The organism is Pseudomonas alcaligenes (assembly GCF_041729615.1).
Taxonomy (GTDB): Bacteria; Pseudomonadota; Gammaproteobacteria; order Pseudomonadales; family Pseudomonadaceae; genus Aquipseudomonas; species Aquipseudomonas alcaligenes_B.
This window is the reverse complement of record NZ_CP154874.1, coordinates 492923-513634: the sequence shown is the minus strand read 5'-3', so window position 1 is coordinate 513634 and position 20712 is coordinate 492923. Positions and strand designations below refer to the sequence as shown.

Sequence of the window (20712 nt, the reverse complement as noted above, 5' to 3'; positions counted from 1 at the left end):
TTTAGGGGATTTTAAATTCCGCTAGCTTGTTTCGTGACTTGATTGTTTTGTTGTGGTTCTTCTTAAGCCACATGTATTTCTTTGCAATTTTTCCCTGGATTGATTTTTCTTTGCCGGGCGGCAGGGATTTGTATGCGGACTTATGATTGTTAAGGTATTCGAGGATTTTTTCTCTTTGTATGCTTAAGAAGTTTCTTGTCACTTCACAGTTTTGCATGTAAAGGGTGGGGTGTTTTTTTATGGCGTTGAGGTTTGTGCTATTTGTTGCGTCGGTTTGTGCTGCCATGAATTCCAGTGTGTTGATAAAGTGCTCATCGTTTTCTTTGTAGATTAATTTGTTGTGAGAGTACATTGTGCTGAAGAGCCAATTTGCTCTTCTTATTGTATCGATTGATATGTCTTTGCTGAGGGCTATGCGAGGGTACTTTGCTATTTTGCTTTCTGCTTCGTGAGCATTGATAAGTCCTAGTCCTGAGCCAGTGTTTCCTTGTATGTCGCAGTAGCTATTGGATACTCCGCCGCGAATGAAAAAGCCCATTTGATAGAGGCAGTTTGCAATCAATAATTGGATTCGCATTATCATTATAAGCAGGGCGTTGACAGAGTGCTTTTCTAGAAGCTCTCTGTTTATGTTTGCTACTTCTTTGGGCTTCAGGGTGATTATTATGGAGTCTGAGATGATGGCGTACTTTATTTCGTATAGTTTGTAGAGGTCAAATAAATCCCTTGAATATCTTTGAATGACTTCGTGGGAGTTTTGTTTTTCAAGTATTTCTTTGTTTGAATTTAGAAAATTTATTAGCTCTTGGGCTTTTTCGTCAGAGGTGACATTTTTGTTTGCTTCGCTGAATCCTAAGAGGTCTAGAAAGAAAGTCCATTGTGTGGCCTTCATAAAGCTATCCTTGTAATCAATCTTGATACCCCAGATTCGGCGCCAGCCAGCGCTCGGTCACGGCCAGCTCCTGGCCCTTGCGCTTGCTGTAGCACTGCACCTGGTCCTGGTCGACCTTGCCGACCGCGAAGTACTGCGCCTCGGGGTGGGCGAAGTACCAGCCGGACACGGCCGCCGCCGGGAACATGGCGTAGTGCTCGGTGAGGAACACGCCGCTCTTGCCGGCCTTGTTGTAGTCGGCCTCGGGGTCGAGCAGCTTGAACAGAGTGCCCTTCTCGGTGTGGTCCGGGCAGGCCGGGTAGCCGGGGGCCGGGCGGATGCCGACGTACTGCTCGCGGATCAGCGCCTCGTTGTCCAGGGTCTCGTCCTTGGCGTAGCCCCAGTAGTCCTTGCGCACGCGCTCGTGCAGCCATTCGGCGCAGGCCTCGGCCAGGCGGTCGGCGAGGGCCTTGACCATGATCGAGCTGTAGTCGTCGCCCTTGGCTTCAAAGGCCTTGGCCACTTCCTCGGCGCCGATGCCGGCGGTGGTGATAAAGCCGCCCATATAGTCGGTCACACCGCTTTCCTTCGGCGCGACGAAGTCGGCCAGCGACAGGTTGGGCTTGCCGTCCGCCTTGATGCCCTGCTGGCGCAGGTGGTGCAGGGTGGCCAGGGGCTTGCCGTCGTCGCCGTAGACTTCGATGTCGTCGTGGCGCACCTGGTTGGCCGGCCAGAAGCCGAACACGGCGCGGGCCTTGATCAGCTTCTCGTCGATCAGCTTGTTCAGCATCGCCTGGGCGTCGTTGAACAGGCTGGTGGCGGCTTCACCGACGATTTCGTCGGTGAGGATGCGCGGGTACTTGCCGGCCAGGTCCCAGGAGATGAAGAAGGGCGTCCAGTCTATGTACTGGGCCAGCTCGCGCAGGTCGATGTCGTCCAGCACCTGCACGCCGGTGAAGCTCGGCTTGGGCGCGAGGTAGGTGCTCCAGTCGAACTCCGGCTTGTTGGCGATGGCCTCGGCGTAGCTCAGGCGCTCGGTGCGCGAGGCGCGGGCGGCGGTGCGCTCGCGCACCACCACGTACTCCTCGCGGGTCTTGCGCACGAACTCGGCCTTCAGCTCCTTGGACAGCAGGCTGGTGGCCACGCCCACGGCGCGCGAGGCGTCGGTGACGTAGACCACCGCGTCGTTGCTGTACTGCGGGTCGATCTTCACCGCGGTGTGGGCCTTGGAGGTGGTGGCGCCGCCGATCATCAGTGGCAGGGTGAAGCCCTGGCGCTGCATCTCCTTGGCCACATGGACCATCTCGTCCAGCGACGGGGTGATCAGGCCGGACAGGCCGATGATGTCGCACTTCTCCTCGATGGCGGTCTTGAGGATCTTTTCCGCCGGCACCATCACGCCGAGGTCGACCACGTCGTAGCCGTTGCAGCCGAGCACCACGCCGACGATGTTCTTGCCGATGTCGTGCACGTCGCCCTTGACCGTGGCCATGAGGATCTTGCCCTTGGCCTCGGGCTTGTCACCTTTCTCCGCTTCGATGAAGGGGATCAGGTGGGCCACCGCCTGCTTCATCACGCGGGCGGACTTGACCACCTGGGGCAGGAACATCTTGCCGGCGCCGAACAGGTCGCCGACCACGTTCATGCCGCTCATCAGCGGGCCTTCGATCACCTCGATGGGGCGCGCGCACTGCTGGCGGCACTCCTCGGTGTCCTCGACTATGTAAGTGGTGATGCCCTTGACCAGCGCGTGCTCCAGGCGCTTGTCCACCGGCAGCGCACGCCATTCCTCGCTCTCGGCCTCCTTCACCGCGCCGCCGCCCTTGTACTGGTCGGCGATGGCCAGCAGGGCCTCGGTGGCCTCGGCGTTGCGGTTGAGCACCACGTCCTCGACCTTGTCGCGCAGCTCCTTGGGAATCTCGTCGTAGATCTCCAGCTGGCCGGCGTTGACGATGCCCATGGACAGGCCGTTCTTGATCGCGTGGTAGAGGAATACCGAGTGGATGGCCTCGCGCACCGGGTTGTTGCCGCGGAACGAGAAGGACACGTTGGATACGCCGCCGGAGCTGAGCGCATAGGGCAGCTCGTCGCGGATATAGGCACAGGCCTCGATGAAATCGACCGCGTAGTTGTTGTGCTCCTCGATGCCGGTGGCCACGGCGAAGATGTTCGGGTCGAAGATGATGTCTTCCGGCGGGAAGCCCACTTCATTGACCAGGATGTCGTAGGAACGCTGACAGATTTCCTTCTTGCGCGCGGCGGTGTCGGCCTGGCCGACCTCGTCGAAGGCCATCACCACCACGGCGGCGCCGTAGCGCTTGCATAGCTTGGCGTGGTGCTTGAACTGCTCGACGCCTTCCTTCATGGAGATCGAGTTGACGATGCCCTTGCCCTGGATGCATTTCAGGCCGGCCTCGATCACTTCCCACTTGGAGGAGTCGATCATGATCGGCACGCGCGAGATGTCCGGCTCGGAGGCGATCAGGTTGAGGAAGGTGACCATGGCCGCCTTGGAGTCGAGCATGCCCTCGTCCATGTTGATGTCGATCACCTGGGCGCCGGCTTCCACCTGCTGCTGCGCCACTTCCAGGGCCTCGGCGTAGTTCTCCTCGCGGATCAGGCGGGCGAACTTGGCGCTGCCGGTGATGTTGGTGCGCTCGCCGACGTTCACGAACAGCGAGTTGCGGTCGATGGTGAAGGGCTCCAGGCCGGACAGGCGGCAGGCCTTGGGGATGTCCGGGATCACGCGCGGCGGATACTTGCTGACTGCCTCGGCGATGGCCTGGATATGCGCCGGGGTGGTGCCGCAGCAACCGCCGACGATGTTGAGCAGGCCGGATGCGGCGAATTCCTCGACCACTTCGGCCATCTGCGCCGGGGTCTCGTCGTACTCGCCGAAGGCATTGGGCAGGCCGGCGTTGGGGTGGGCCGAGACATGGGTATCGGCCTTGGCCGCCAGCTCCGCCAGGTAGGGGCGCAGCTCCTTGGCGCCGAGCGCGCAGTTCAGGCCGATGGAGATGGGCTGGGCGTGGCGCACCGAGTTGAGGAAGGCCTCGGTGGTCTGCCCGGACAGGGTGCGCCCGGAGGCGTCGGTGATGGTGCCGGAGATCATGATCGGCAGTTCCACGCCGTCCTCGTCGAACACCTGCTGCACGGCGAAGATCGCCGCCTTGGCGTTGAGGGTGTCGAAGATGGTCTCGATCAGGATCAGGTCGGCGCCGCCCTCGATCAGGCCGCGGGTGGCCTCGGTGTAGTTCTCCACCAGCTCGTCGAAGGTGACGTTGCGGTAGCCGGGGTTGTTGACGTCCGGGGAGATCGAGCAGGTGCGGCTGGTCGGGCCGAGTACGCCGGCGACGAAGCGCGGCCGGTCCGGAGTCTCGGCCGTCTTGGCGTCGGCCACCTGGCGGGCGACGCGGGCGCCGGCCAGGTTGAGCTCGTAGGTCAGCTCCTCCATGCCGTAGTCGGCCTGGGACACGCGGGTGGCGTTGAAGGTGTTGGTCTCGAGGATGTCGGCGCCGGCATCCAGGTAGGCCCGCTCGATCTCGGCGATGATCTGCGGCTGGGTCAGCAGCAGCAGGTCGTTGTTGCCCTTGACGTCGCTCGGCCAGTCGGCGAAGCGGGTGCCGCGGTAGTCGGCCTCTTCCAGCTTGTAGCTCTGGATCATGGTGCCCATGCCGCCGTCGAGGATCAGGATGCGTTCTTTCAGGGCTTGCGAAAGGGCCTGGAGGCGGGCGCTGCGGTCGGACATGGGGACTACCTGGGGTGAGCGTGTAGAAAGGCCGTGGATGATAGCAAAGCTGCATGTAATTACGGTGGTCTGGAGATTTGCATGAAAATGGCTCATGTTGGCGCGGTACGTCGGGGTTGCCGCATACAATGTCCTGACCCCGCATAAGGACATCGCCATGCCGCGCCGCTTTCTCGCCGTTCTGACCCTGCTCGCCAGCCCCTGGCTCGGTGCCGAGTCGCTGTCCTACAGCCGTGATATCCAGCCGATCTTCACGGCCAAGTGCGTGGCCTGCCATGCCTGCTACGACGCGCCCTGCCAGCTCAACCTGGGCAGCGGCGAGGGCGTGCTGCGCGGCGCCAGCAAGCAGCCGGTGTACGACGGCACGCGCACCCGCGCGCAGGCCACCACGCGGCTGTTCTTCGATGCCCGGGGCGAGGCGGCCTGGCGCGTGCGTGGCTTTTATTCGGTGCTGGATGGCCAGGCCGCGCTGGTCGCGCGCATGCTGGAGCTGGGGCGCGACAACCCGCTGACACCCAACGCCAAGCTGCCGGCGGACCTCGACCTGTCCATCGGTCGCGACAACCAGTGCCCGGCGCCCGAGGAGTTCGATGCCTACGCGAAGAAGTTCGCCCATGCCGGCATGCCCTTCGCCGTCAGCGGGCTCAGCGACGCCGAGTACGCCACCCTGCAGCGCTGGCTGGAGCAGGGGGCTGTGGTCGAGGAGCAGGCGCTGCAACCTTCGGCCACCGAACAACAGCAGATCGCCGAGTGGGAGGCCCTGCTCAACGCGCCCGGCGCGCGCGAGAGCCTGGTCAACCGCTGGCTGTTCGAGCACCTGTTCCTCGCCCACCTGTATTTCGAAGGCGGCGAGTCGGGGCACTTCTTCCAGCTGGTGCGCTCGCGCACGCCCAGCGGCCAGCCCATCGACCCCATCGCCACGCGCCGCCCCAACGACGACCCGGGCATGCACTTCCATTACCGCCTGTGGCCGATCCAGGGCGTTATCGTGCACAAGACCCACATCACCTACCCGCTTAGCGCGAAGAAGCTGGCCCGGGTACGCGAGCTGTTCTACGCCTCCGACTGGACGGTGGACGCGCTGCCGGGCTACGGCGCCCAGCACCGCTCCAACCCCTTCGAGACCTTCGCCGCCATCCCGGCCGAGGCGCGCTACCAGTTCATGCTGGATCACGCCGAGTACTTCGTGCGCACCTTCATCCGCGGGCCGGTGTGCCGCGGGCAGATCGCCACCGACGTGATCCGCGACAACTTCTGGGCACTGTTCCAGGACCCGCGCCACGACCTCTACCTGACCGATGCCGAGTATCGTGCCGAGGCCACGCCGCTGCTGGCCATGCCCGGCCAGTTCGACGAGATCGGCGACCTGCTGGGCCTGTGGCGCAGCTACCGCGACAAGCGCAACCAGTACGAGGAGCTGCGCCGCGACGCCTATGCCGAAGCGCTGCCGCCGAGCTGGTCGCACCTGTGGGCCGGCAACGACAATGCGCTGCTGTCGATCTACCGTCATCACGACAGCGCCATGGTGACCAAGGGCCTGATCGGCGCGGTACCGCAGACACTCTGGCTGCTGGATTTCCCGTTGCTGGAGCGCACCTATTACCAGCTGGTGGTCAACTTCGACGTGTTCGGCAACGTCTCGCACCAGGCGCAGACGCGCCTGTACTTCGACCTGATCCGCAACGGCGCCGAGCTGAATTTCCTCCGCCTGATGCCGCCGCAGGCACGCCAGGCCTACCTGGACGACTGGTACCAGAACAGCGGAAAGCTGAAGATGTGGCTGGACTATGCCGAGGCCGACCTGGACTCGCCGACCGCCCTCAGGCTGCCACCGCAGGGCGCCAAGAGGGCCTTCGCCGAGGCCCTGCTGGCGCGTTACGGCTCGCTGAACGCGGGGCCCGACCCGATCAACCGTTGTCGTGGCGCCGACTGCCACAGACCGGGCCTGGTGGCGGAGCTGGAGGATGCCGAGCAGGCGCTGAGCCGCCTGACCGGTCGCCCGGCCGGTGGCCTCAGGGTGATCGAACAACTGCCCGAGGCGACCCTGCTGCGCGTCGAGCTGGCCGATGGCCGGCGCGAGGTGTACAGCCTGCTGCGCAACCGCGCGCACAGCAACGTGGCCTTCATGATGGGCGAGTCGCTGCGCTACCAGCCGGCGCTGGATACCCTGACCGTCTACCCGGGCGTGCTGACCAGCTACCCGAACTTCATCTTCAGCCTGCCGGCGGCCGAGGTGCCGGCCTTCGTCGCGGCGCTGGAGCAGGCACGCGACGAGGCGGCCTTCGAGCAGGTGGTGATGCGCTGGGGCATCCGCCGCAGCCACCCCGAGTTCTGGCGGCATTTCCACGACCTGACCGTCTATATCCGCGAGACCGAGCCGGCAGAGGCGGCTGTGCTGGATATGAATCGCTACCAGAACCTCTGAGCCAAAAAAAAGCCCGCCGGAAGGCGGGCTTTTTGCTACGGGGCGTGGCGTTTAGAAATGCGCCTTGGCCAGGAAGCTGATGGCGCTCTGGTCGGTGCCGCCGAGGATTTCCGAACCGACGAAGCCGTCGTCGTCGATGCCGTACTTGTCGCTCCAGTAGTCGTACTCGACGCCGACGTAGAAGCGCTTGCCCCAGCCCATGGCCTTGGCCAGGTCGTACTTGATCTGCGGGTTGAAGTGCAGGTTGGCGTGGTAGCTGTCGTCGTTGTCCACCACCCAGTCCATGAAGCCGTCAATCACCAGGTCCGAATCGCCGACCGGGATGGTGTAGCTCCACACCGGGGTGATCTGCCAGACGTTGTCACCGTCGCGGCGGCCATCGGTGGTGCGCAGGTAGGTGTTGAGCTGGAAGTAGTCGAAGCCGGGGATGTTCAGATCCACGGCCGGGCCGAGCAGGTAGGACTCCACGTCGTCCTCGCCGAACTCGTAGGTGGCGGCCAGCAGCACATCCTTGACCGGGCCGAACGACAGGTCGGCACCGCTGAGCTTGCCCAGCGACAGGCGCGGGCTGATCTCGCCGTAGAAGGTGTGGCCGTCGCCAGCGCCGTTTTCGGCCTCGCCGTTGTACTTGATGGCATCGACGAAGATGAACAGGTCGCCGACGCTCCAGCCACTGGCATGCTCGAAGGTGATGGTCTGCTGCTTGTCCGGGTCGACGGTGAAGTCGGTGCCGTTGAGGTAGGTCAGGCTGTTGTCCTGCCATTGCAGCAGGTCGGCGGCCAGGGCCTGGCCGCTTGCGAGGGTGGCGGCCAGGCTCAGGCCGAGGGCGAAGCGGGACATCTACAACTCCGATTCTTGACTGGGTGGGCGAAAAAAGCGCGCTACTTTACCAGCCTTGCCTCGAGGCTGTTGCTGGCCAGACGGGCGGCCTGCTCGCGGGTCATGCCCAGGTCGCGCTCCAGGGCGGCGAAGTTCTCGCCGACGTAGCCGCCGAAGTAGGCCGGGTCGTCCGAGTTCACCGTCACCTTCACGCCGCGTTCGAGCATCTGCAGGATGTTGTGCTGGCGCATGTCGTCGAACACGCAGAGCTTGATGTTGGACAGCGGGCAGATGGTGAGCGGGATCTGCTCGTCGATGATGCGCTGCATCAGGCGCTCGTCCTCGATGGCCCGCACGCCGTGGTCGATACGCTCGACCTTGAGCAGGTCCAGGGCTTCCCAGATGTACTCCGGCGGGCCTTCCTCGCCGGCGTGCGCTACCGCGTGCAAGCCTTCGCTGCGGGCCTTGGCGAACACACGCTGGAACAGGCGCGGTGGGAAGCCTTGCTCCGAGCTATCCAGGCCGACGGCGACGAAGGCGTCGCGGAACGGCATGGCCTGCTCCAGGGTCGCGAAGGCGGCTTCCTCGGGCAGGTGACGGAGGAAGCTGAGAATCAGGCCATGGCTGATGCCCAGCTGTTTCTCGCCGTCGACCAGCGCCTGCCGGATGCCGCGCAGCACCACCTCGAAGAGAATGCCGCGGTCGGTGTGGGTCTGCGGGTCGAAGAAGGGCTCGGTGTGGATCACCCCCTGTTCCTGGCATTTGAGCAGGTAGGCCCAGGTCAGGTCGTAGAAGTCCTGCTCCGTGCGCAGGACGTTGGCGCCCTGGTAGTAGAGGTCGAGGAACTCCTGCAGGTTGTTGAAGGCGTAGGCGCCGCGCAGGCTGTCCACGTCGGCCCAGGGCAGGGCGATCTTGTTGCGCTCGGCCAGGGCGAACAGCAGTTCAGGCTCCAGCGAACCCTCCAGGTGCAGGTGCAGCTCGGCCTTGGGCAGGGCAGTGATCCAGTCGGTCATGGCGGTCAACTCGGGGAAATCCAGAGTGCATTCTAGCGAACCCGGCGCTGGGAATTATTCCTACTAAAATGCTAGGACTTTATCCGGCAGGGGCTATTGGCGTACACTGGCACCACGTTTGCGAGGAGTTGCCATGAGTGCCATCACCATTACCGACGCCGCCCACGATTACCTGTCCGACCTGCTGAAGAAGCAGAACACCACGGGCATCGGCATCCGCGTCTTCATCACCCAGCCCGGCACGCCCTACGCGGAAACCTGCATCGCCTACTGCAAGCCGGGCGAGCAGAAGCCGGAGGACACCGCCCTGGCGCTGAAGGAGTTCACCGCCTGGATCGACGCGGTCAGCGAGCCCTTCCTGGAAGACGCCGTGGTCGACTACGCCACCGACCGCATGGGTGGCCAGCTGACCATCAAGGCGCCGAACGCCAAGGTGCCGATGGTCAACGAGGACAGCCCGATCACCGAGCGCATCAACTACTACCTGCAGACCGAGATCAACCCGGGCCTGGCCAGCCACGGCGGCCAGGTGACTCTGGTCGACGTGGTCGAGGAAGGTATCGCCGTGCTGCGTTTCGGCGGCGGCTGCCAGGGCTGCGGCCAGGCCGACTACACCCTCAAGGAAGGCATCGAGAAGACCCTGCTGGAGCGCATCCCCGAGCTCAAGGGCGTGCGTGACGTGACCGACCACAGCAACCGCGAGAACGCCTACTACTAAGCGTTCCCGGATGCAAATAAAGGCGCCTGCGGGCGCCTTTCGTGTTTCTAGGCCGGCTGTACCTGCCTGCGGCCGCCGAGCAGCGCCAGCAGGGCCAGGCCCAGCAGCGGCAGCATGGCCAGGTTCACCGGGCTCCAGCCCAGGCCGCTGATCAGCGCGCCCGAGGCGAAGGAGGCGCAGGCCGCCACCGCGCCGTTGCCCAGTTCCATCAGGCCCTGGGCCTGGCCACGCTCGGCTGGGCTGTGGCCCTGGCCGAGCAGGGCGGTGCCGGCCACCAGCATCAGGTTCCAGCCTATACCTAGCAACAGCGAGGAGATCAGGAAGTGCGCCTGCTGCTGGCCGCTCGTGGCGATCAGCGCGCTGGCCACCAGCAGCGCTATGCCTATCTGCGCCACGCGCACGGCACCGAGGCGATCGACCAGCGGGCCGGCGACGAAGGCCGGCAGGAACATGCCGACCATGTGCCAGCGGATCACCTCGGCGCCGGCCGCCAGCGGCAGGCCGCAGAAGCTCATGGCCAGCGGCGTGGCGTTCATCACCAGGATCATCAGGCCGTGGCCGATAGCCGTGGTGGCGATGGCAGCGCGTACCAGTGGCCGGGCCAGCAGCTCGCGCATGGCCTGCAGGCCGCCGCTGTTGCCTGGCGGCAACGCGCCCTGGCGCAGGCCGGCGAGCAGAGGCAGGGCGAAGGCGGCTAGGGCGGCGAGCGCCAGGTAGGCGCCGACGAAGGGCGTGGCCAGGGCATCGCGCGCCCACAGGGTCAGCTCCGGCGCCAGCAGCGCGGCCAGCAGGCCGCCACCGATCACCCAGGCGGTGGCGCGGCCCTTGTGGGCGTCGTCCACGGCCTCCAGCGCGGCGAAGCGGTAGTACATGGCCGAGGCCTGGTACGGTCCGAGGATGAGCGCGCCCAGGCAGAACAGCCAGAAGTCTGCCAGCCATACGCCGGCGGCGCTGAGCAGGCCGCCGGCCACGCCGGCAGTGGCGCCCAGCAGCAACCCGGCGCGGCGCCCGCGGCGCTGCATAAAGCCCGACAGCGGCTGGGTCGTCAGCAGGTAGCCGAGCACCAGCAGGGCCAGCGGCAGGGTGGCCAGGGCGTTGGCCGGTGCCAATTGCAGGCCGACCAGCGAGGTCAGGGTCACGCCGATCAGGGTGCAGCTCCAGAACAGGCCCTGGGCGAGGAACAGGCGCAGCAGGGTGGGGTTGCGCAGTAGCAGCATGGCGTCAGTCTCGTGGGCAGCCGGCGGGCTTGAAGGTGCGTTCGGTGCTGGCGGGAAAGCGCGCCAGCTTGTCCGCCGGGCGTCGCGGGCGTTGCAGCAGCTCGCCGCCGCAGTTCGGGCAGCGGCCGTGCAGGCGCGACTGCGCGCAGTCGCGGCAGAAGGTGCATTCGAAGGAGCAGATCAGCGCATCCGGGCTTTCGGGCGGCAGATCGCGGTCGCAGCATTCGCAGCCGGGGCGCAGTTCGAGCATGGTGGTTCTCCGTGGCGTTCAGGCGAAACGTTCGGCGTAGTCCTGCGGGCTGACCGACAGGTGCTTGTGGAAGGTGCGGCGCAGGTTCTCCGGGTGGCGGAAGCCGGTCAGCCGCGCCACCGTGCCGATCGAGGCGCCGCTGTCCTGCAGCAGGCCGCGCGCGGCCTCCAGGCGCAACTGCTCGACGTAGCGCCCCGGGCCCATGCCCAGCTCCTGGACGAACAGGCGCGACAGGCTACGGGTCGACAGGTTGGCGCGCGCCGCCAGGGCCTCCAGTGACAGGTCGGCGGCCAGGTTCTGCGCCATCCATTCGAGCAGACCGAGCAGGCGCGGCGTGCGGCAGGCGTCCGGGGCGAGCAGGGCGCTGAATTGCGCCTGGCCGCCGGGGCGGCGGAGGAACATCACCAGGCGCCGGGCCACGGCCAGGGCCAGCGGGCGGCCGAGGTCGGCCTCGACCAGCGCCAGGGCCAGGTCGATGCCGGCGGTGACCCCGGCCGAGGTGAACACATGGGCGTCGCCGTCGCGGCCATCGGGGTCGTAGGTGTGCAGGCGGTCGCCGTCCACCTCGATGCGCGGGTGGCGGCGCAGCGCCGGCACGTCGGCCCAGTGGGTGGTGGCACGGCGGCCGTCGAGCAGGCCGGCGGCGGCCAGGATCAGGGCGCCGGAGCACACCGAGCCGAGTCGGCGTACCTGCGGTTCGGCGGCGCGCAGCCAGTCCAGCAGCGGCCGGTTGGCGCACTGCGCGGTCTCACCCAGGCCGCCGGGAATCAGCAGGGTGTCCAGCTCGGCCGGGTCGCAGTCACGCCAGGCGCGCTCGGCCACCAGCTGGAAGCCGGCGGAAGTGGCCATGGGGCCAGCCTGCTCGCCCAGCACCAGCAGGCGATAGGCCTCGGCCTGGCCCTGGCGGCGCAGCTCGACGTTGGCCGAGGCGAACACCTGCAGTGGTCCGCTGACGTCCAGGCTCATCACGTCGGGGTAGAGCAGGCTGGCGATGGTTCTCATGGCGCATCCTCGGGGAACTGGATGCAGTCTGCGCCCGCCGGCCTATGGCAACAAGGACAATAACCCCACAGATATGGACAGGCGCGCGCCAGAAAAAGCAAAACCCCCTCGCCATGTGGCAGAGGGGGTTTCTGGGGGGGCGGCAGGCCGGGTGGTATTACTCGGGCATGCTCCACGGGTCCAGCGCGTAGCCCTGGCGGCTGATCTGCTCGCGGGACTGGGTCAGGACGTCGGCCAGCTGGGCCGGGTCGGCATAGGTGCGGCTGTCCAGCTGTGCCTGGCCGAGGCGGCGGTTGGTGCGGTCGATCACCGCCAGGGTGATCACCCCGGTGCCGTCCTGGGGTTGCCAGGCGACGCACTGGAACGGCTGGAAGGCGCGGCCGGCGATGAGCAGAGCTTCGTTGACGCGGAGCGAGGTGTTCATGGGTCTGTTCTCCAAGAGTGCCCAATGTGCGATCTGGCCAGCGAAAGCACTGAATTGCCGTGGCCTGTGTTGAATGGATGGCGAAACCTGACCTTGGAGTCACATGCTGTCGTAAAAACATAGAAATATGTCGCATGTCGCCGTTTTGACGGCTCTTTTGCCTGCCCATGGAACGTCCCGGCATCCGCGTTATCCTAAAAGACGTGAACCATCCACACAGGAGTGTCCCCATGGGTTCCACCCTCAGCGGCCTGCTTAGCCTAGCCATCCTTGCCCTGGACATCTGGGCGATCATCAACGTGGTGAAGAGCAGTGCGGAAACCGGGATGAAGATCCTCTGGGTACTGCTGATCGTCTTCCTGCCGGTGCTCGGCCTGATCATCTGGGCCCTGGCCGGGCCGCGCGGCAACGTGCGCCTTTGAACGGCGGCGGGTGGAGCCCGCCGGCGGTTGTCCTTACAATGCGCGCCTTTTCATGGGCGGGCGCTGGTCCGTCCCAAACCACCAGCGACGACGGGGGCTACCCATGAGCGACTACCAGGAAACTCTTTACGACGGCTACGGCCAGCGCTTTCGCATGGACCGCCTGCTGCACGAGGTGCGCACCGAGCACCAGCACCTGGTGATCTTCGAGAATGCCCGCATGGGCCGGGTGATGGCGCTGGACGGGGTGATCCAGACCACCGAGGCCGACGAGTTCATCTACCACGAGATGCTCACCCATGTGCCGATCCTCGCCCACGGCGCGGCCAAGCGCGTGCTGATCATCGGCGGCGGCGACGGTGGCATGCTGCGCGAGGTGCGCAAGCACCGCAGCGTGGAGAGCATCACCATGGTCGAGATCGACGGTACCGTGGTGGAAATGTGCAAGGAGTTCCTGCCCAAGCACAGCTGCGGCGCCTATGAGGATCCGCGCCTGAACCTGGTGATCGACGACGGTATGAACTTCGTGGCGACCACCGCGGAGAAGTTCGACGTGATCATCTCCGACTCCACCGACCCGATCGGCCCGGGCGAGGTGCTGTTCTCCGAGAACTTCTACCAGGCCTGCCGTCGTTGCCTGAACGAGGGTGGCATCCTGGTCACCCAGAACGGCACGCCCTTCATGCAGCTCGGTGAAGTGCAGACCACCGCCAGCCGCATGGACGGCCTGTTCGCCGACTGGCATTTCTACATGGCCGCGGTGCCGACCTATATCGGCGGCAGCATGACCTTCGCCTGGGGAGCCACCGACCCCGAGTACCGCAAGTTGCCGCTGGAGACCCTGCGCCAGCGTTTTGCCGGCAGCGGCATCGTCACCCGCTACTACAACCCGGAGATCCACCAGGGCGCCTTCGCCCTGCCGCAGTACGTGCTGCACGCGGTGAACAAGCCGAGCAACGACTGACCGCAGGTCCCATGACAGAAGCCGGCGCAATGCCGGCTTCGACGTTTTCGGGCCACGGTGGACGGCGCCAGCCGCAGGCTCCATGCTTAGGCTGAGGTTTGAGGATCCGGGTATGTCGGTACGGCGTCTGTCCATTCTGCTGTTGATCTTTCTGTGCACCGGGCCGCTGTCCGCCGAGCAGCGGTCGCAGCTGCGGCTGTGCTACGAGCTTGGCGGGTTGCCGCCCTATGCCAGTTCTGCCGCACCGATCGAGCAGCCCGGCCTGATCATCGAGTTGATCCAGCAGGCCGCGCAGCAGGCCGGGCTGAGCCTGAAACTGCACCAGGAGCCCTGGAAGCGTTGCGTCCATCAAGTGCAGCAGGGGCACAGCGACGGCCTGTTCATCGCCGTCTGGCAGGCGGATCGCGATGCCTGGGGCCACTTCCCCGGGCGCGATGCGCTGGCCGGCACGCCGGTCAATAGCGCTCAGCGCCTGTGGCGGGTCGAGTACCCGGTCATCGTGCGCAGCGACGCCACGCTGCAGTGGGATGGACGACAGTTCACCGGTGTGCGGCATGGCGTCGGTGCACCGCTGGGCTATGTCGTCGCTCAGCGCCTGCGCGAGCTGGGCGTGCTGTCCAGCGAGTCACTGGCGCCGGCCAAGGCGCTCAAGCTGGTGGCGGCGGGGCGCCTGGATGGCTATGTGCTGGAACGCGAGATTGCCCAGGAGCTGATCGAGAGCCAGCAGCTGGAGGGGCAGCTGATGTTCCTGCCCCAGCCCCTGCTGGTCACCGAGTGGTATCTGCCGCTCTCGCACCAGTTCTACGCTGCCCATCCGGCGCAGGCCGAGGCCCTGTGGCAGGCCCTGGCCGAGCAGCGCGAGCGCCTGGGGGCGGAACTGGCGCGGCGCTATTTGCGTCAGCCGCCGCCCTGACGGTGTCTTATGGTTGTGCGGCCACCCGCTGGTGCAGCTGTTGCGACAGCTGATCCAGGCGTTCGCCGAGCACGACCAGTGATTCCTGTGCCTCCAGCAGTTCGGCGCTGGCCTGGCGCTGGCGCTGGCTGGCTTCGCGCTGGGCGGCGCTGTTGTCGCGTACCTGGGCCAACTGGCGATGGGCCTGGTCCAGTGCCTGGCTGTGCTGCAGGATGGCGCCCGACAGGTTGGCGGTCAGCGCGGCGTTTTCGCTCAGCGCCAGACCCACATCGCTGACTTGCTCGGCGCCGGTATTGACGATCTGCTCTGACTGGACCAGCACGTTCTGCACCGTGTCGGCGGTCTGGTTGCTGCGCTGCGACAGCGAGCGCACCTCGTCGGCCACCACGGCGAAGCCGCGGCCGTGCTCGCCGGCGCGCGCCGCCTCGATGGCCGCGTTGAGCGCCAGCAGGTTGGTCTGCTGGGCGATGGCGCTGATCATCTGCATGGACTCGGCGATGCGCTGGTTGCTGGCCTGGATCGCCTGCATGCTGTCCTGGGCCTGCTGCATGCGGCTGGCGCAGGTGTTGACCTGGCCGCTGCTGTGCTGGGTGTCCTGGCTCAGCTGCTGCATGTGCGCGGTGCTTGCGGCCAGGTGCTGCAGGACATCCTGCACCGCCAGGTCGAGCTGGTGCATGGCGTCGGCCTGCTGCTGCACGTCGCCATCGATGCTCTGGCAGCGCTGGCGCATGCTGTCGAGGGTGCGATAGAGCTGCTGCGACAGCTGGCGCAGGTCACCGGCGCTGTGGCGTACCTCGTCGAGCAGGCTGGCCAGCTGCTGGCTGCCGGCGGTGGCGGCCTTGCCGACCCGTTCCGCCTCCTCCAGGTGCTGCTGGGCGCCGTCCAGCGCCTGCTGGCGCACCCGTGCGCTGTACCACTGGGCCATCCACATGGTGAGTACCGGCAGCAGGTAGCCCGAGTACTCGTTGACCAGGGCATCGCGTGGGCTCAGCTCGAACTGCGGCAGGCTGGCCCCGGAGCGGTCCAGGCGGATCAGCCAGAACACAAACAGCAGCTGCAGCAGGCTCCAGAAGGCTGCACTGCGCCCGCCCAGCAGCAGGTAGGCGAAACCGATCACCACCAGCGGCCAGAAGATATGCGCCGAATGCAGGCCGCCGAGGTGATAGACCAGCACCATCGCGTAGCTGCTGATCAGCGCCATGGCCAGGTTGGCCGTGGCGCGCGCCGGCAGCCAGGCGTTGCGCAGCACCAGCATCGCCAGCGGCATGCCGACGATCAGCAGGAAGGAGCCCTGCATCAGGGCGTCATTGCCCAGGCGGCCCCATTTGATGCCGCTGTACAGGCCGATGACCAGGCCGCACAGGCAGAAGAAGGCAAGCATGCGGCTGAGCAGCTGCTCACCAGGAGCCAGCTCGGTTTGCGGCATGAAAGTGGCCAATAGACCTTGTTGCATGGAGATGGACTCCGTTTCTTGTAGGTTGCCGAGTGTTTCGGCGTCACGAGGAATGACTTGAATGCTGGCAAAAAGCCTTCAGGCAGATTACCTAGTCAATTACCCGGCGACGACTCCCTGGCGACGAGCGACCGGTAAAGGCTTCGACAATGGCCGATTTGCCATGCAGCCTGGCGTCAGCGCCTTGCAAGCAGCCTCACCAGAATGCCGACAGCCTGGGGATTGCGCGGATGCAATTTGCCCGGTGCTCCGCTAGGATTAGCCCCTTCTGCTTCCCAGCTGCGACGGTTTTCGATGAGTTATCAGGTCCTTGCACGTAAATGGCGTCCGCGCTCGTTCCGCGAAATGGTCGGCCAGACCCATGTGCTCAAGGCCCTGATCAACGCGCTGGACAGCCAGCGCCTGCACCACGCCTACCTGTTCACCGGCACCCGCGGGGTGGGCAAGACCACCATCGCGCGGATCATCGCCAAGTGCCTGAACTGCGAGACCGGCATCAGCTCCACGCCCTGCGGCACCTGCTCGGTGTGCCGGGAGATCGACGAGGGCCGCTTCGTCGACCTGATCGAGGTGGACGCCGCGAGCCGCACCAAGGTCGAGGACACCCGCGAACTGCTGGAGAACGTGCAGTACGCGCCGAGCCGCGGGCGCTACAAGGTCTACCTGATCGACGAAGTGCACATGCTCTCCACGCACTCGTTCAACGCGCTGCTCAAGACCCTCGAAGAGCCGCCGCCCCACGTCAAGTTCCTGCTCGCCACCACCGATCCGCAGAAGCTGCCGGTCACCATCCTCTCGCGCTGCCTGCAGTTCTCCCTGAAGAACATGCCGCCGGAGCGGGTGGTCGAACACCTGACCCATGTGCTGAGCGCCGAGAGCGTGCCCTTCGAGGAAGACGCCCTGTGGCTGCTCGGCCGCGCTGCCGACGGCTCGATGCGCGACGCCATGAGCCTGACCGACCAGGCCATCGCCTTCGGCGAGGGCAAGGTGCTGGCCGCCGATGTGCGTGCCATGCTCGGCAGCCTCGACCATGGCCAGGTCTATGGCGTGCTGCACGCCCTGCTGGAGGGCGACGCCCGTGCGCTGCTGGAAGCGGTGCGCCAGCTGGCCGAACAGGGCCCGGACTGGAACGGCGTGCTGTCGGAAATGCTCAACGTGCTGCACCGCGTGGCCATCGCCCAGGCCCTGCCGGAGGCGGTGGACAACGGCCAGGGCGACCGCGACAAGGTGCTGGCCCTGGCCCAGGCGCTGCCGGCCGAGGATGTGCAGTTCTACTACCAAATGGGCCTGATCGGCCGCCGCGACCTGCCGCTGGCGCCGGACCCGCGCGCTGGCTTCGAGATGGTGCTGCTGCGCATGCTGGCGTTCCGTCCGGCCGATACCGACGGGGCGCCGAGGTCACCTTTAAAGGACCTGGGGATCAGCAAGGCCACCGCTGATTCCAGCCAGACCCCGGTGGCCGGTGTGGCCCCCATGGCTGCGCCGGCCGCTATCGTTGCTCCGGTTGCTCCGGTTGCTCCAGCTGTTGCGCCAGTCGCGCCGGCACCCCAGCCTGTGGTGGCTCCGGCTCCGGCTCCGGCCCCTGAGGCCGTTGCACCGCTCGCAGCCATTGCCGAGGTTCCCGCTGCCGAGCCGGTCATCGCCTCTGTCGCGCCTGTGGCCGAGGTCGCACAGCCGGTCGATCTGCCCTGGGAGGCGCCTGCGCCGCAGCAACCGGTGCAGGTCGCCGAGCCCGTTGCACAGCTTGCCGAACAGCCTGCTGTGGCTCCTGCCGCTGTCGACGTGCCGGCCGAGCCGGCTCCGGCCGTTCAGACTCCCGCCGTGGCTGCGGCCGAGGAGGGCGATGACGACGAGCCACCACCCGGCGACTATGACTACTACGAGGCCGACGCCGACAGCCTCGATTACGATTTCGATGCCCCGGCCCAGCCCGAGGCCGTGGTGGCCGAGCCGCTGCCGGCCGCGCAACCCGCTACCGGCCTGGCCGCCGAGTGGCTCGACCTGTTCCCGCGTCTGGGCCTGTCCGGCATGACCGGCAGCATCGGCGCCAACTGCACGCTGGTCGAGGCCGACGGCGACGACTGGCTGCTGCACCTGGACCCGGCGCACAGTGCGCTGTTCAATGCCACCCAGCAACGTCGCCTGAACGAAGCGCTCAATCAGCACCTGGGGCGCAACCTGAAACTGCGCATCGAGCTGGTCCGCCCGGAGCAGGAGACTCCGGCCCAGGCCGCCGCACGCAAGCGCGCCGAGCGTCAGCGCCTGGCCGAGCAGTCGATCCACGACGACCCGCTGGTGCAGCAGATGATTCAACAGTTCGGGGCGAGCATTCGCCCCGACTCCATCGAACCCCTGACTCCCTGAGTCGATTAGCCGAGGAACACCATCATGATGAAAGGCGGCATGGCGGGCCTGATGAAGCAGGCCCAGCAGATGCAGGAAAAGATGCAGAAGATGCAGGAAGAGCTGGCCAACGCCGAAGTCACCGGCCAGTCCGGCGCCGGCCTGGTGAGCGTGGTGATGACCGGTCGCCACGATGTCAAACGCATCACCCTGGACGACAGCCTGATGCAGGAAGACAAGGAAGTGCTGGAAGACCTGATCGCTGCCGCGGTGAACGACGCGGTGCGCAAGGTCGAGCAGAACAGCCAGGAGAAGATGGCCGGCATGACTGCAGGCATGCAGCTCCCGCCCGGTTTCAAGATGCCGTTCTAAACCGTTTCGTAGGGTGGATAACCGCGTAGCGTTATCCACCGCACGGGTGGAAAGGCCTGTGGCCATTTTCCCCTAGACACGGCAGTCCCGTAGCCCGGATGCAATCCGGGAAAGCCTAATGCGATGTTCCCCCGGATTGCATCCGGGCTACATGTCCGTAGGAGTTCCATGAGCTTCAGCCCGCTGATCCGCCAACTGATCGATTCGCTGCGCCTGCTGCCCGGTGTCGGACAGAAGACCGCGCAGCGCATGGCCCTGCAGCTGCTGGAGCGCGACCGCAGCGGCGGCATGCGCCTGTCGCAGGCGCTGGCGGCGGCCATGGAGGGGGTGGGGCACTGCAAGCGTTGCCGCACCCTGAGCGAGGACGAGCTGTGCCCGCAGTGCAGCGACCCGCGTCGCGACGACTCGCTGCTGTGCGTGGTGGAGGGGCCGCTGGATGTGTTCGCGGTCGAGCAGACCGGCTACCGCGGGCGCTACTTCGTGCTCAAGGGCCACCTCTCGCCGCTGGACGGCCTGGGCCCGGAGGCCATCGGTATCCCCGAGCTGCTGGCGCATATCGGCGCCAGCCAGTTCAGCGAGGTGATCCTCGCCACCAACCCGACGGTGGAGGGCGAGGCCACGGCCCACTACATCGCGCAGATGCTGGCGGGCAAGAACATCGTGCTGTCGCGCATCGCTCATGGTGTGCCGCTGGGCGGCGAGCTGGAGCTGGTCGACGGTGGCACCCTGGCCCACGCCCTGGCCGGGCGCCGGCCGATCTCCGGTTGATTCAGCCGCCCGCCAGCGCCTGCAGCGCGGCGTCGTCCATCTCGTAGGCGATCCATTTCTCTACCCGGCGACCGCCCAGGCGCTGGTAGAAGGCTTCCGCGCGGCTATTGCCGGCCAGCACATCCCAGTGCAGGCGTCCGGCGCCTTGCTCCAGCCCCCATTGCGCCAGTGCGCCCAGCAGCTGCCGGCCCAGATTCTGTGAGCGCCAGTGCGCTGTCACATATAGCTCCTTGAGGCGCACGGTCGGACGCAGGTCGTAGGTGAAGGGGACGAGCAGCGCCACGGCATAGCCATGCAACTCGCCATCGGCGTCGGCGACGAAGATCCGGTACTGCGCCGCAGGGCCGAAGGCGCGCTGCACCAGCGCCTCTTCATCCACGGCGAACTCCGCCAGGCAATCCTCGAGGGCCGCCAGCTCGCGCATCAGTGCCAGCAGCGCCGGCACGTCTGTCTCGGTGGCCGTGCGGATCAGCATGCGCAGGCGATGCCCGGCTGGGCCTTGGCCTGTGCGGCGCCATCGCCGCCGACCAGGCTCAGGCCCTCGTCGAGCCAGCCGGTGACGCCGCCGAGCATCTCCTTCACCGCGTAGCCGAGGCTCGCCAGGCGCACGGCCGCGCGGTGCACGCCGTTGCAGTGCGGGCCGGCGCAGTAGACGACGAACAGGGTGTCGCGGGGAAACTCGGCCATGCGCTCGGCGCTCATCAGGCGGTGCGGGATGTTGATGGCGCCCGGCACATGGCCGGCGGCGTAGGCGGCCTTGCCGCGCACATCGACCAGCACGAAGTCGACCTGACCCTCCTGCTGGCTGGCGTGGACGTCCGAGCAGTCGGTCTCGAAGGCCAGGCGCTGGCTGAAATGCATCAGCGCGACGGCGGAAGTGGCGGCGGGGATGTGGCTGACCAGGCTCATGGTGGAACTCCTCGTGGTTGGGATGGCGCCACTGTATGAGCCGCCGCGACTCGGCTACAGTGGCGGCTCGGACAGGTATCG

At 66.0% G+C, this 20712-nt stretch carries 19 protein-coding genes; 8 read left to right on the top strand and 11 right to left on the bottom strand.

Annotation, left to right across the window (positions count from 1 at the left end):
• Position 1 precedes the first annotated feature (1 nt).
• Positions 2–892: a hypothetical protein gene (locus AAG092_RS02430; protein ID WP_373388405.1), complete on the bottom strand. Its 891-nt coding sequence runs from the start codon at positions 890–892 to the stop codon at positions 2–4.
• Between the two features lie 16 nt (positions 893–908).
• On the bottom strand, positions 909–4619 hold the full coding sequence (gene metH / locus AAG092_RS02425; protein ID WP_373388403.1) for a methionine synthase: 3711 nt from the start codon (positions 4617–4619) through the stop codon (positions 909–911).
• A 157-nt stretch (positions 4620–4776) separates the two neighbouring features.
• Here metH and AAG092_RS02420 point away from each other — a divergent pair, with 157 nt between their 5' ends.
• The gene (locus AAG092_RS02420; RefSeq protein WP_373388402.1) at positions 4777–7044 is read left to right on the top strand and encodes a fatty acid cis/trans isomerase; all 2268 of its coding nucleotides are present in this window, start codon (positions 4777–4779) and stop codon (positions 7042–7044) included.
• A gap of 51 nt (positions 7045–7095) precedes the next feature.
• Here the strand turns inward: AAG092_RS02420 and AAG092_RS02415 are convergent, their stop codons facing one another.
• Together AAG092_RS02415 and AAG092_RS02410 are read right to left on the bottom strand one after the other, a co-directional pair.
• Positions 7096–7884 (bottom strand): outer membrane protein OmpK, encoded by a 789-nt coding sequence (locus AAG092_RS02415; protein WP_373388400.1) that lies wholly within the window; start codon positions 7882–7884, stop codon positions 7096–7098.
• 41 nt (positions 7885–7925) lie between these two features.
• A complete protein-coding gene (locus AAG092_RS02410) occupies positions 7926–8876 on the bottom strand; it encodes an adenosine deaminase (protein WP_373388399.1) in 951 nt (316 codons plus the stop codon).
• 133 nt (positions 8877–9009) lie between these two features.
• Between AAG092_RS02410 and nfuA the strand changes: the two genes are divergently transcribed.
• Positions 9010–9594 (top strand): Fe-S biogenesis protein NfuA, encoded by a 585-nt coding sequence (nfuA, locus tag AAG092_RS02405; protein WP_373388397.1) that lies wholly within the window; start codon positions 9010–9012, stop codon positions 9592–9594.
• 47 nt (positions 9595–9641) lie between these two features.
• Here the strand turns inward: nfuA and AAG092_RS02400 are convergent, their stop codons facing one another.
• The 4 genes from AAG092_RS02400 to AAG092_RS02385 all read right to left on the bottom strand — a co-directional run bounded on the left by AAG092_RS02400 (position 9642) and on the right by AAG092_RS02385 (position 12487).
• The gene (locus AAG092_RS02400) at positions 9642–10808 is read right to left on the bottom strand and encodes an MFS transporter (protein WP_373389546.1); all 1167 of its coding nucleotides are present in this window, start codon (positions 10806–10808) and stop codon (positions 9642–9644) included.
• Positions 10809–10815: 7 nt separating this feature from the next.
• Positions 10816–11061, bottom strand: a complete 246-nt coding sequence (locus AAG092_RS02395) for a DUF1272 domain-containing protein (protein ID WP_373388396.1) — start codon at positions 11059–11061, stop codon at positions 10816–10818.
• Between the two features lie 18 nt (positions 11062–11079).
• Complete coding sequence (locus AAG092_RS02390) at positions 11080–12063, bottom strand: GlxA family transcriptional regulator (protein WP_373388394.1); 984 nt, start codon at positions 12061–12063, stop codon at positions 11080–11082.
• Between the two features lie 157 nt (positions 12064–12220).
• Entirely contained in the window at positions 12221–12487 is a 267-nt protein-coding gene (locus tag AAG092_RS02385; protein WP_110683270.1) for a hypothetical protein, read from the bottom strand.
• A gap of 230 nt (positions 12488–12717) precedes the next feature.
• Between AAG092_RS02385 and AAG092_RS02380 the strand changes: the two genes are divergently transcribed.
• From AAG092_RS02380 to AAG092_RS02370, 3 genes are all read left to right on the top strand, one after another.
• Positions 12718–12909, top strand: a complete 192-nt coding sequence (locus AAG092_RS02380) for a PLDc N-terminal domain-containing protein (protein ID WP_373388392.1) — start codon at positions 12718–12720, stop codon at positions 12907–12909.
• A gap of 103 nt (positions 12910–13012) precedes the next feature.
• On the top strand, positions 13013–13873 hold the full coding sequence (speE, locus tag AAG092_RS02375) for a polyamine aminopropyltransferase (protein WP_110683268.1): 861 nt from the start codon (positions 13013–13015) through the stop codon (positions 13871–13873).
• A gap of 112 nt (positions 13874–13985) precedes the next feature.
• Entirely contained in the window at positions 13986–14786 is an 801-nt protein-coding gene (locus AAG092_RS02370) for an ABC transporter substrate-binding protein (protein WP_110683267.1), read from the top strand.
• Positions 14787–14793: 7 nt separating this feature from the next.
• Here AAG092_RS02370 and AAG092_RS02365 read toward each other — a convergent pair whose 3' ends face one another.
• Entirely contained in the window at positions 14794–15336 is a 543-nt protein-coding gene (locus AAG092_RS02365) for a methyl-accepting chemotaxis protein (RefSeq protein ID WP_373389545.1), read from the bottom strand.
• A gap of 1197 nt (positions 15337–16533) precedes the next feature.
• Here AAG092_RS02365 and dnaX point away from each other — a divergent pair.
• The 3 genes from dnaX to recR all read left to right on the top strand — a co-directional run bounded on the left by dnaX (position 16534) and on the right by recR (position 19722).
• Positions 16534–18603, top strand: a complete 2070-nt coding sequence (dnaX, locus tag AAG092_RS02360; RefSeq protein WP_373388390.1) for a DNA polymerase III subunit gamma/tau — start codon at positions 16534–16536, stop codon at positions 18601–18603.
• 24 nt (positions 18604–18627) lie between these two features.
• A complete protein-coding gene (locus AAG092_RS02355) occupies positions 18628–18954 on the top strand; it encodes a YbaB/EbfC family nucleoid-associated protein (protein ID WP_003240957.1) in 327 nt (108 codons plus the stop codon).
• A 168-nt stretch (positions 18955–19122) separates the two neighbouring features.
• Entirely contained in the window at positions 19123–19722 is a 600-nt protein-coding gene (recR, locus tag AAG092_RS02350) for a recombination mediator RecR (protein ID WP_110683264.1), read from the top strand.
• A gap of 1 nt (position 19723) precedes the next feature.
• On the opposite strand, the gene AAG092_RS02345 is transcribed toward recR, so the two are convergent.
• Both AAG092_RS02345 and AAG092_RS02340 read right to left on the bottom strand, forming a co-directional pair.
• Positions 19724–20197 carry an N-acetyltransferase family protein gene (locus AAG092_RS02345; protein ID WP_373388389.1) on the bottom strand — a complete coding sequence of 158 codons (474 nt, stop codon included), beginning with the start codon at positions 20195–20197 and terminating at the stop codon, positions 19724–19726.
• Positions 20191–20631 carry a rhodanese-like domain-containing protein gene (locus AAG092_RS02340; protein WP_373388388.1) on the bottom strand — a complete coding sequence of 147 codons (441 nt, stop codon included), beginning with the start codon at positions 20629–20631 and terminating at the stop codon, positions 20191–20193. The genes AAG092_RS02345 and AAG092_RS02340 overlap by 7 nt, the downstream gene beginning before the upstream one ends.
• Positions 20632–20712 lie beyond the last annotated feature (81 nt).

What these genes read in the sequence shown, in the direction of transcription:
- AAG092_RS02430 (WP_373388405.1), bottom strand. Translation starts at nt 892, where the DNA reads ATGAAGGCCACACAATGGACTTTCTTTCTAGACCTCTTAGGATTCAGC.
- metH (WP_373388403.1), bottom strand. Translation starts at nt 4,619, where the DNA reads ATGTCCGACCGCAGCGCCCGCCTCCAGGCCCTTTCGCAAGCCCTGAAA.
- AAG092_RS02420 (WP_373388402.1), top strand. Translation starts at nt 4,777, where the DNA reads ATGCCGCGCCGCTTTCTCGCCGTTCTGACCCTGCTCGCCAGCCCCTGG.
- AAG092_RS02415 (WP_373388400.1), bottom strand. Translation starts at nt 7,884, where the DNA reads ATGTCCCGCTTCGCCCTCGGCCTGAGCCTGGCCGCCACCCTCGCAAGC.
- AAG092_RS02410 (WP_373388399.1), bottom strand. Translation starts at nt 8,876, where the DNA reads ATGACCGACTGGATCACTGCCCTGCCCAAGGCCGAGCTGCACCTGCAC.
- nfuA (WP_373388397.1), top strand. Translation starts at nt 9,010, where the DNA reads ATGAGTGCCATCACCATTACCGACGCCGCCCACGATTACCTGTCCGAC.
- AAG092_RS02395 (WP_373388396.1), bottom strand. Translation starts at nt 11,061, where the DNA reads ATGCTCGAACTGCGCCCCGGCTGCGAATGCTGCGACCGCGATCTGCCG.
- AAG092_RS02390 (WP_373388394.1), bottom strand. Translation starts at nt 12,063, where the DNA reads ATGAGAACCATCGCCAGCCTGCTCTACCCCGACGTGATGAGCCTGGAC.
- AAG092_RS02385 (WP_110683270.1), bottom strand. Translation starts at nt 12,487, where the DNA reads ATGAACACCTCGCTCCGCGTCAACGAAGCTCTGCTCATCGCCGGCCGC.
- AAG092_RS02380 (WP_373388392.1), top strand. Translation starts at nt 12,718, where the DNA reads ATGGGTTCCACCCTCAGCGGCCTGCTTAGCCTAGCCATCCTTGCCCTG.
- speE (WP_110683268.1), top strand. Translation starts at nt 13,013, where the DNA reads ATGAGCGACTACCAGGAAACTCTTTACGACGGCTACGGCCAGCGCTTT.
- AAG092_RS02370 (WP_110683267.1), top strand. Translation starts at nt 13,986, where the DNA reads ATGTCGGTACGGCGTCTGTCCATTCTGCTGTTGATCTTTCTGTGCACC.
- AAG092_RS02365 (WP_373389545.1), bottom strand. Translation starts at nt 15,336, where the DNA reads ATGCAGCAGGCCCAGGACAGCATGCAGGCGATCCAGGCCAGCAACCAG.
- dnaX (WP_373388390.1), top strand. Translation starts at nt 16,534, where the DNA reads ATGAGTTATCAGGTCCTTGCACGTAAATGGCGTCCGCGCTCGTTCCGC.
- AAG092_RS02355 (WP_003240957.1), top strand. Translation starts at nt 18,628, where the DNA reads ATGATGAAAGGCGGCATGGCGGGCCTGATGAAGCAGGCCCAGCAGATG.
- recR (WP_110683264.1), top strand. Translation starts at nt 19,123, where the DNA reads ATGAGCTTCAGCCCGCTGATCCGCCAACTGATCGATTCGCTGCGCCTG.
- AAG092_RS02345 (WP_373388389.1), bottom strand. Translation starts at nt 20,197, where the DNA reads ATGCTGATCCGCACGGCCACCGAGACAGACGTGCCGGCGCTGCTGGCA.
- AAG092_RS02340 (WP_373388388.1), bottom strand. Translation starts at nt 20,631, where the DNA reads ATGAGCCTGGTCAGCCACATCCCCGCCGCCACTTCCGCCGTCGCGCTG.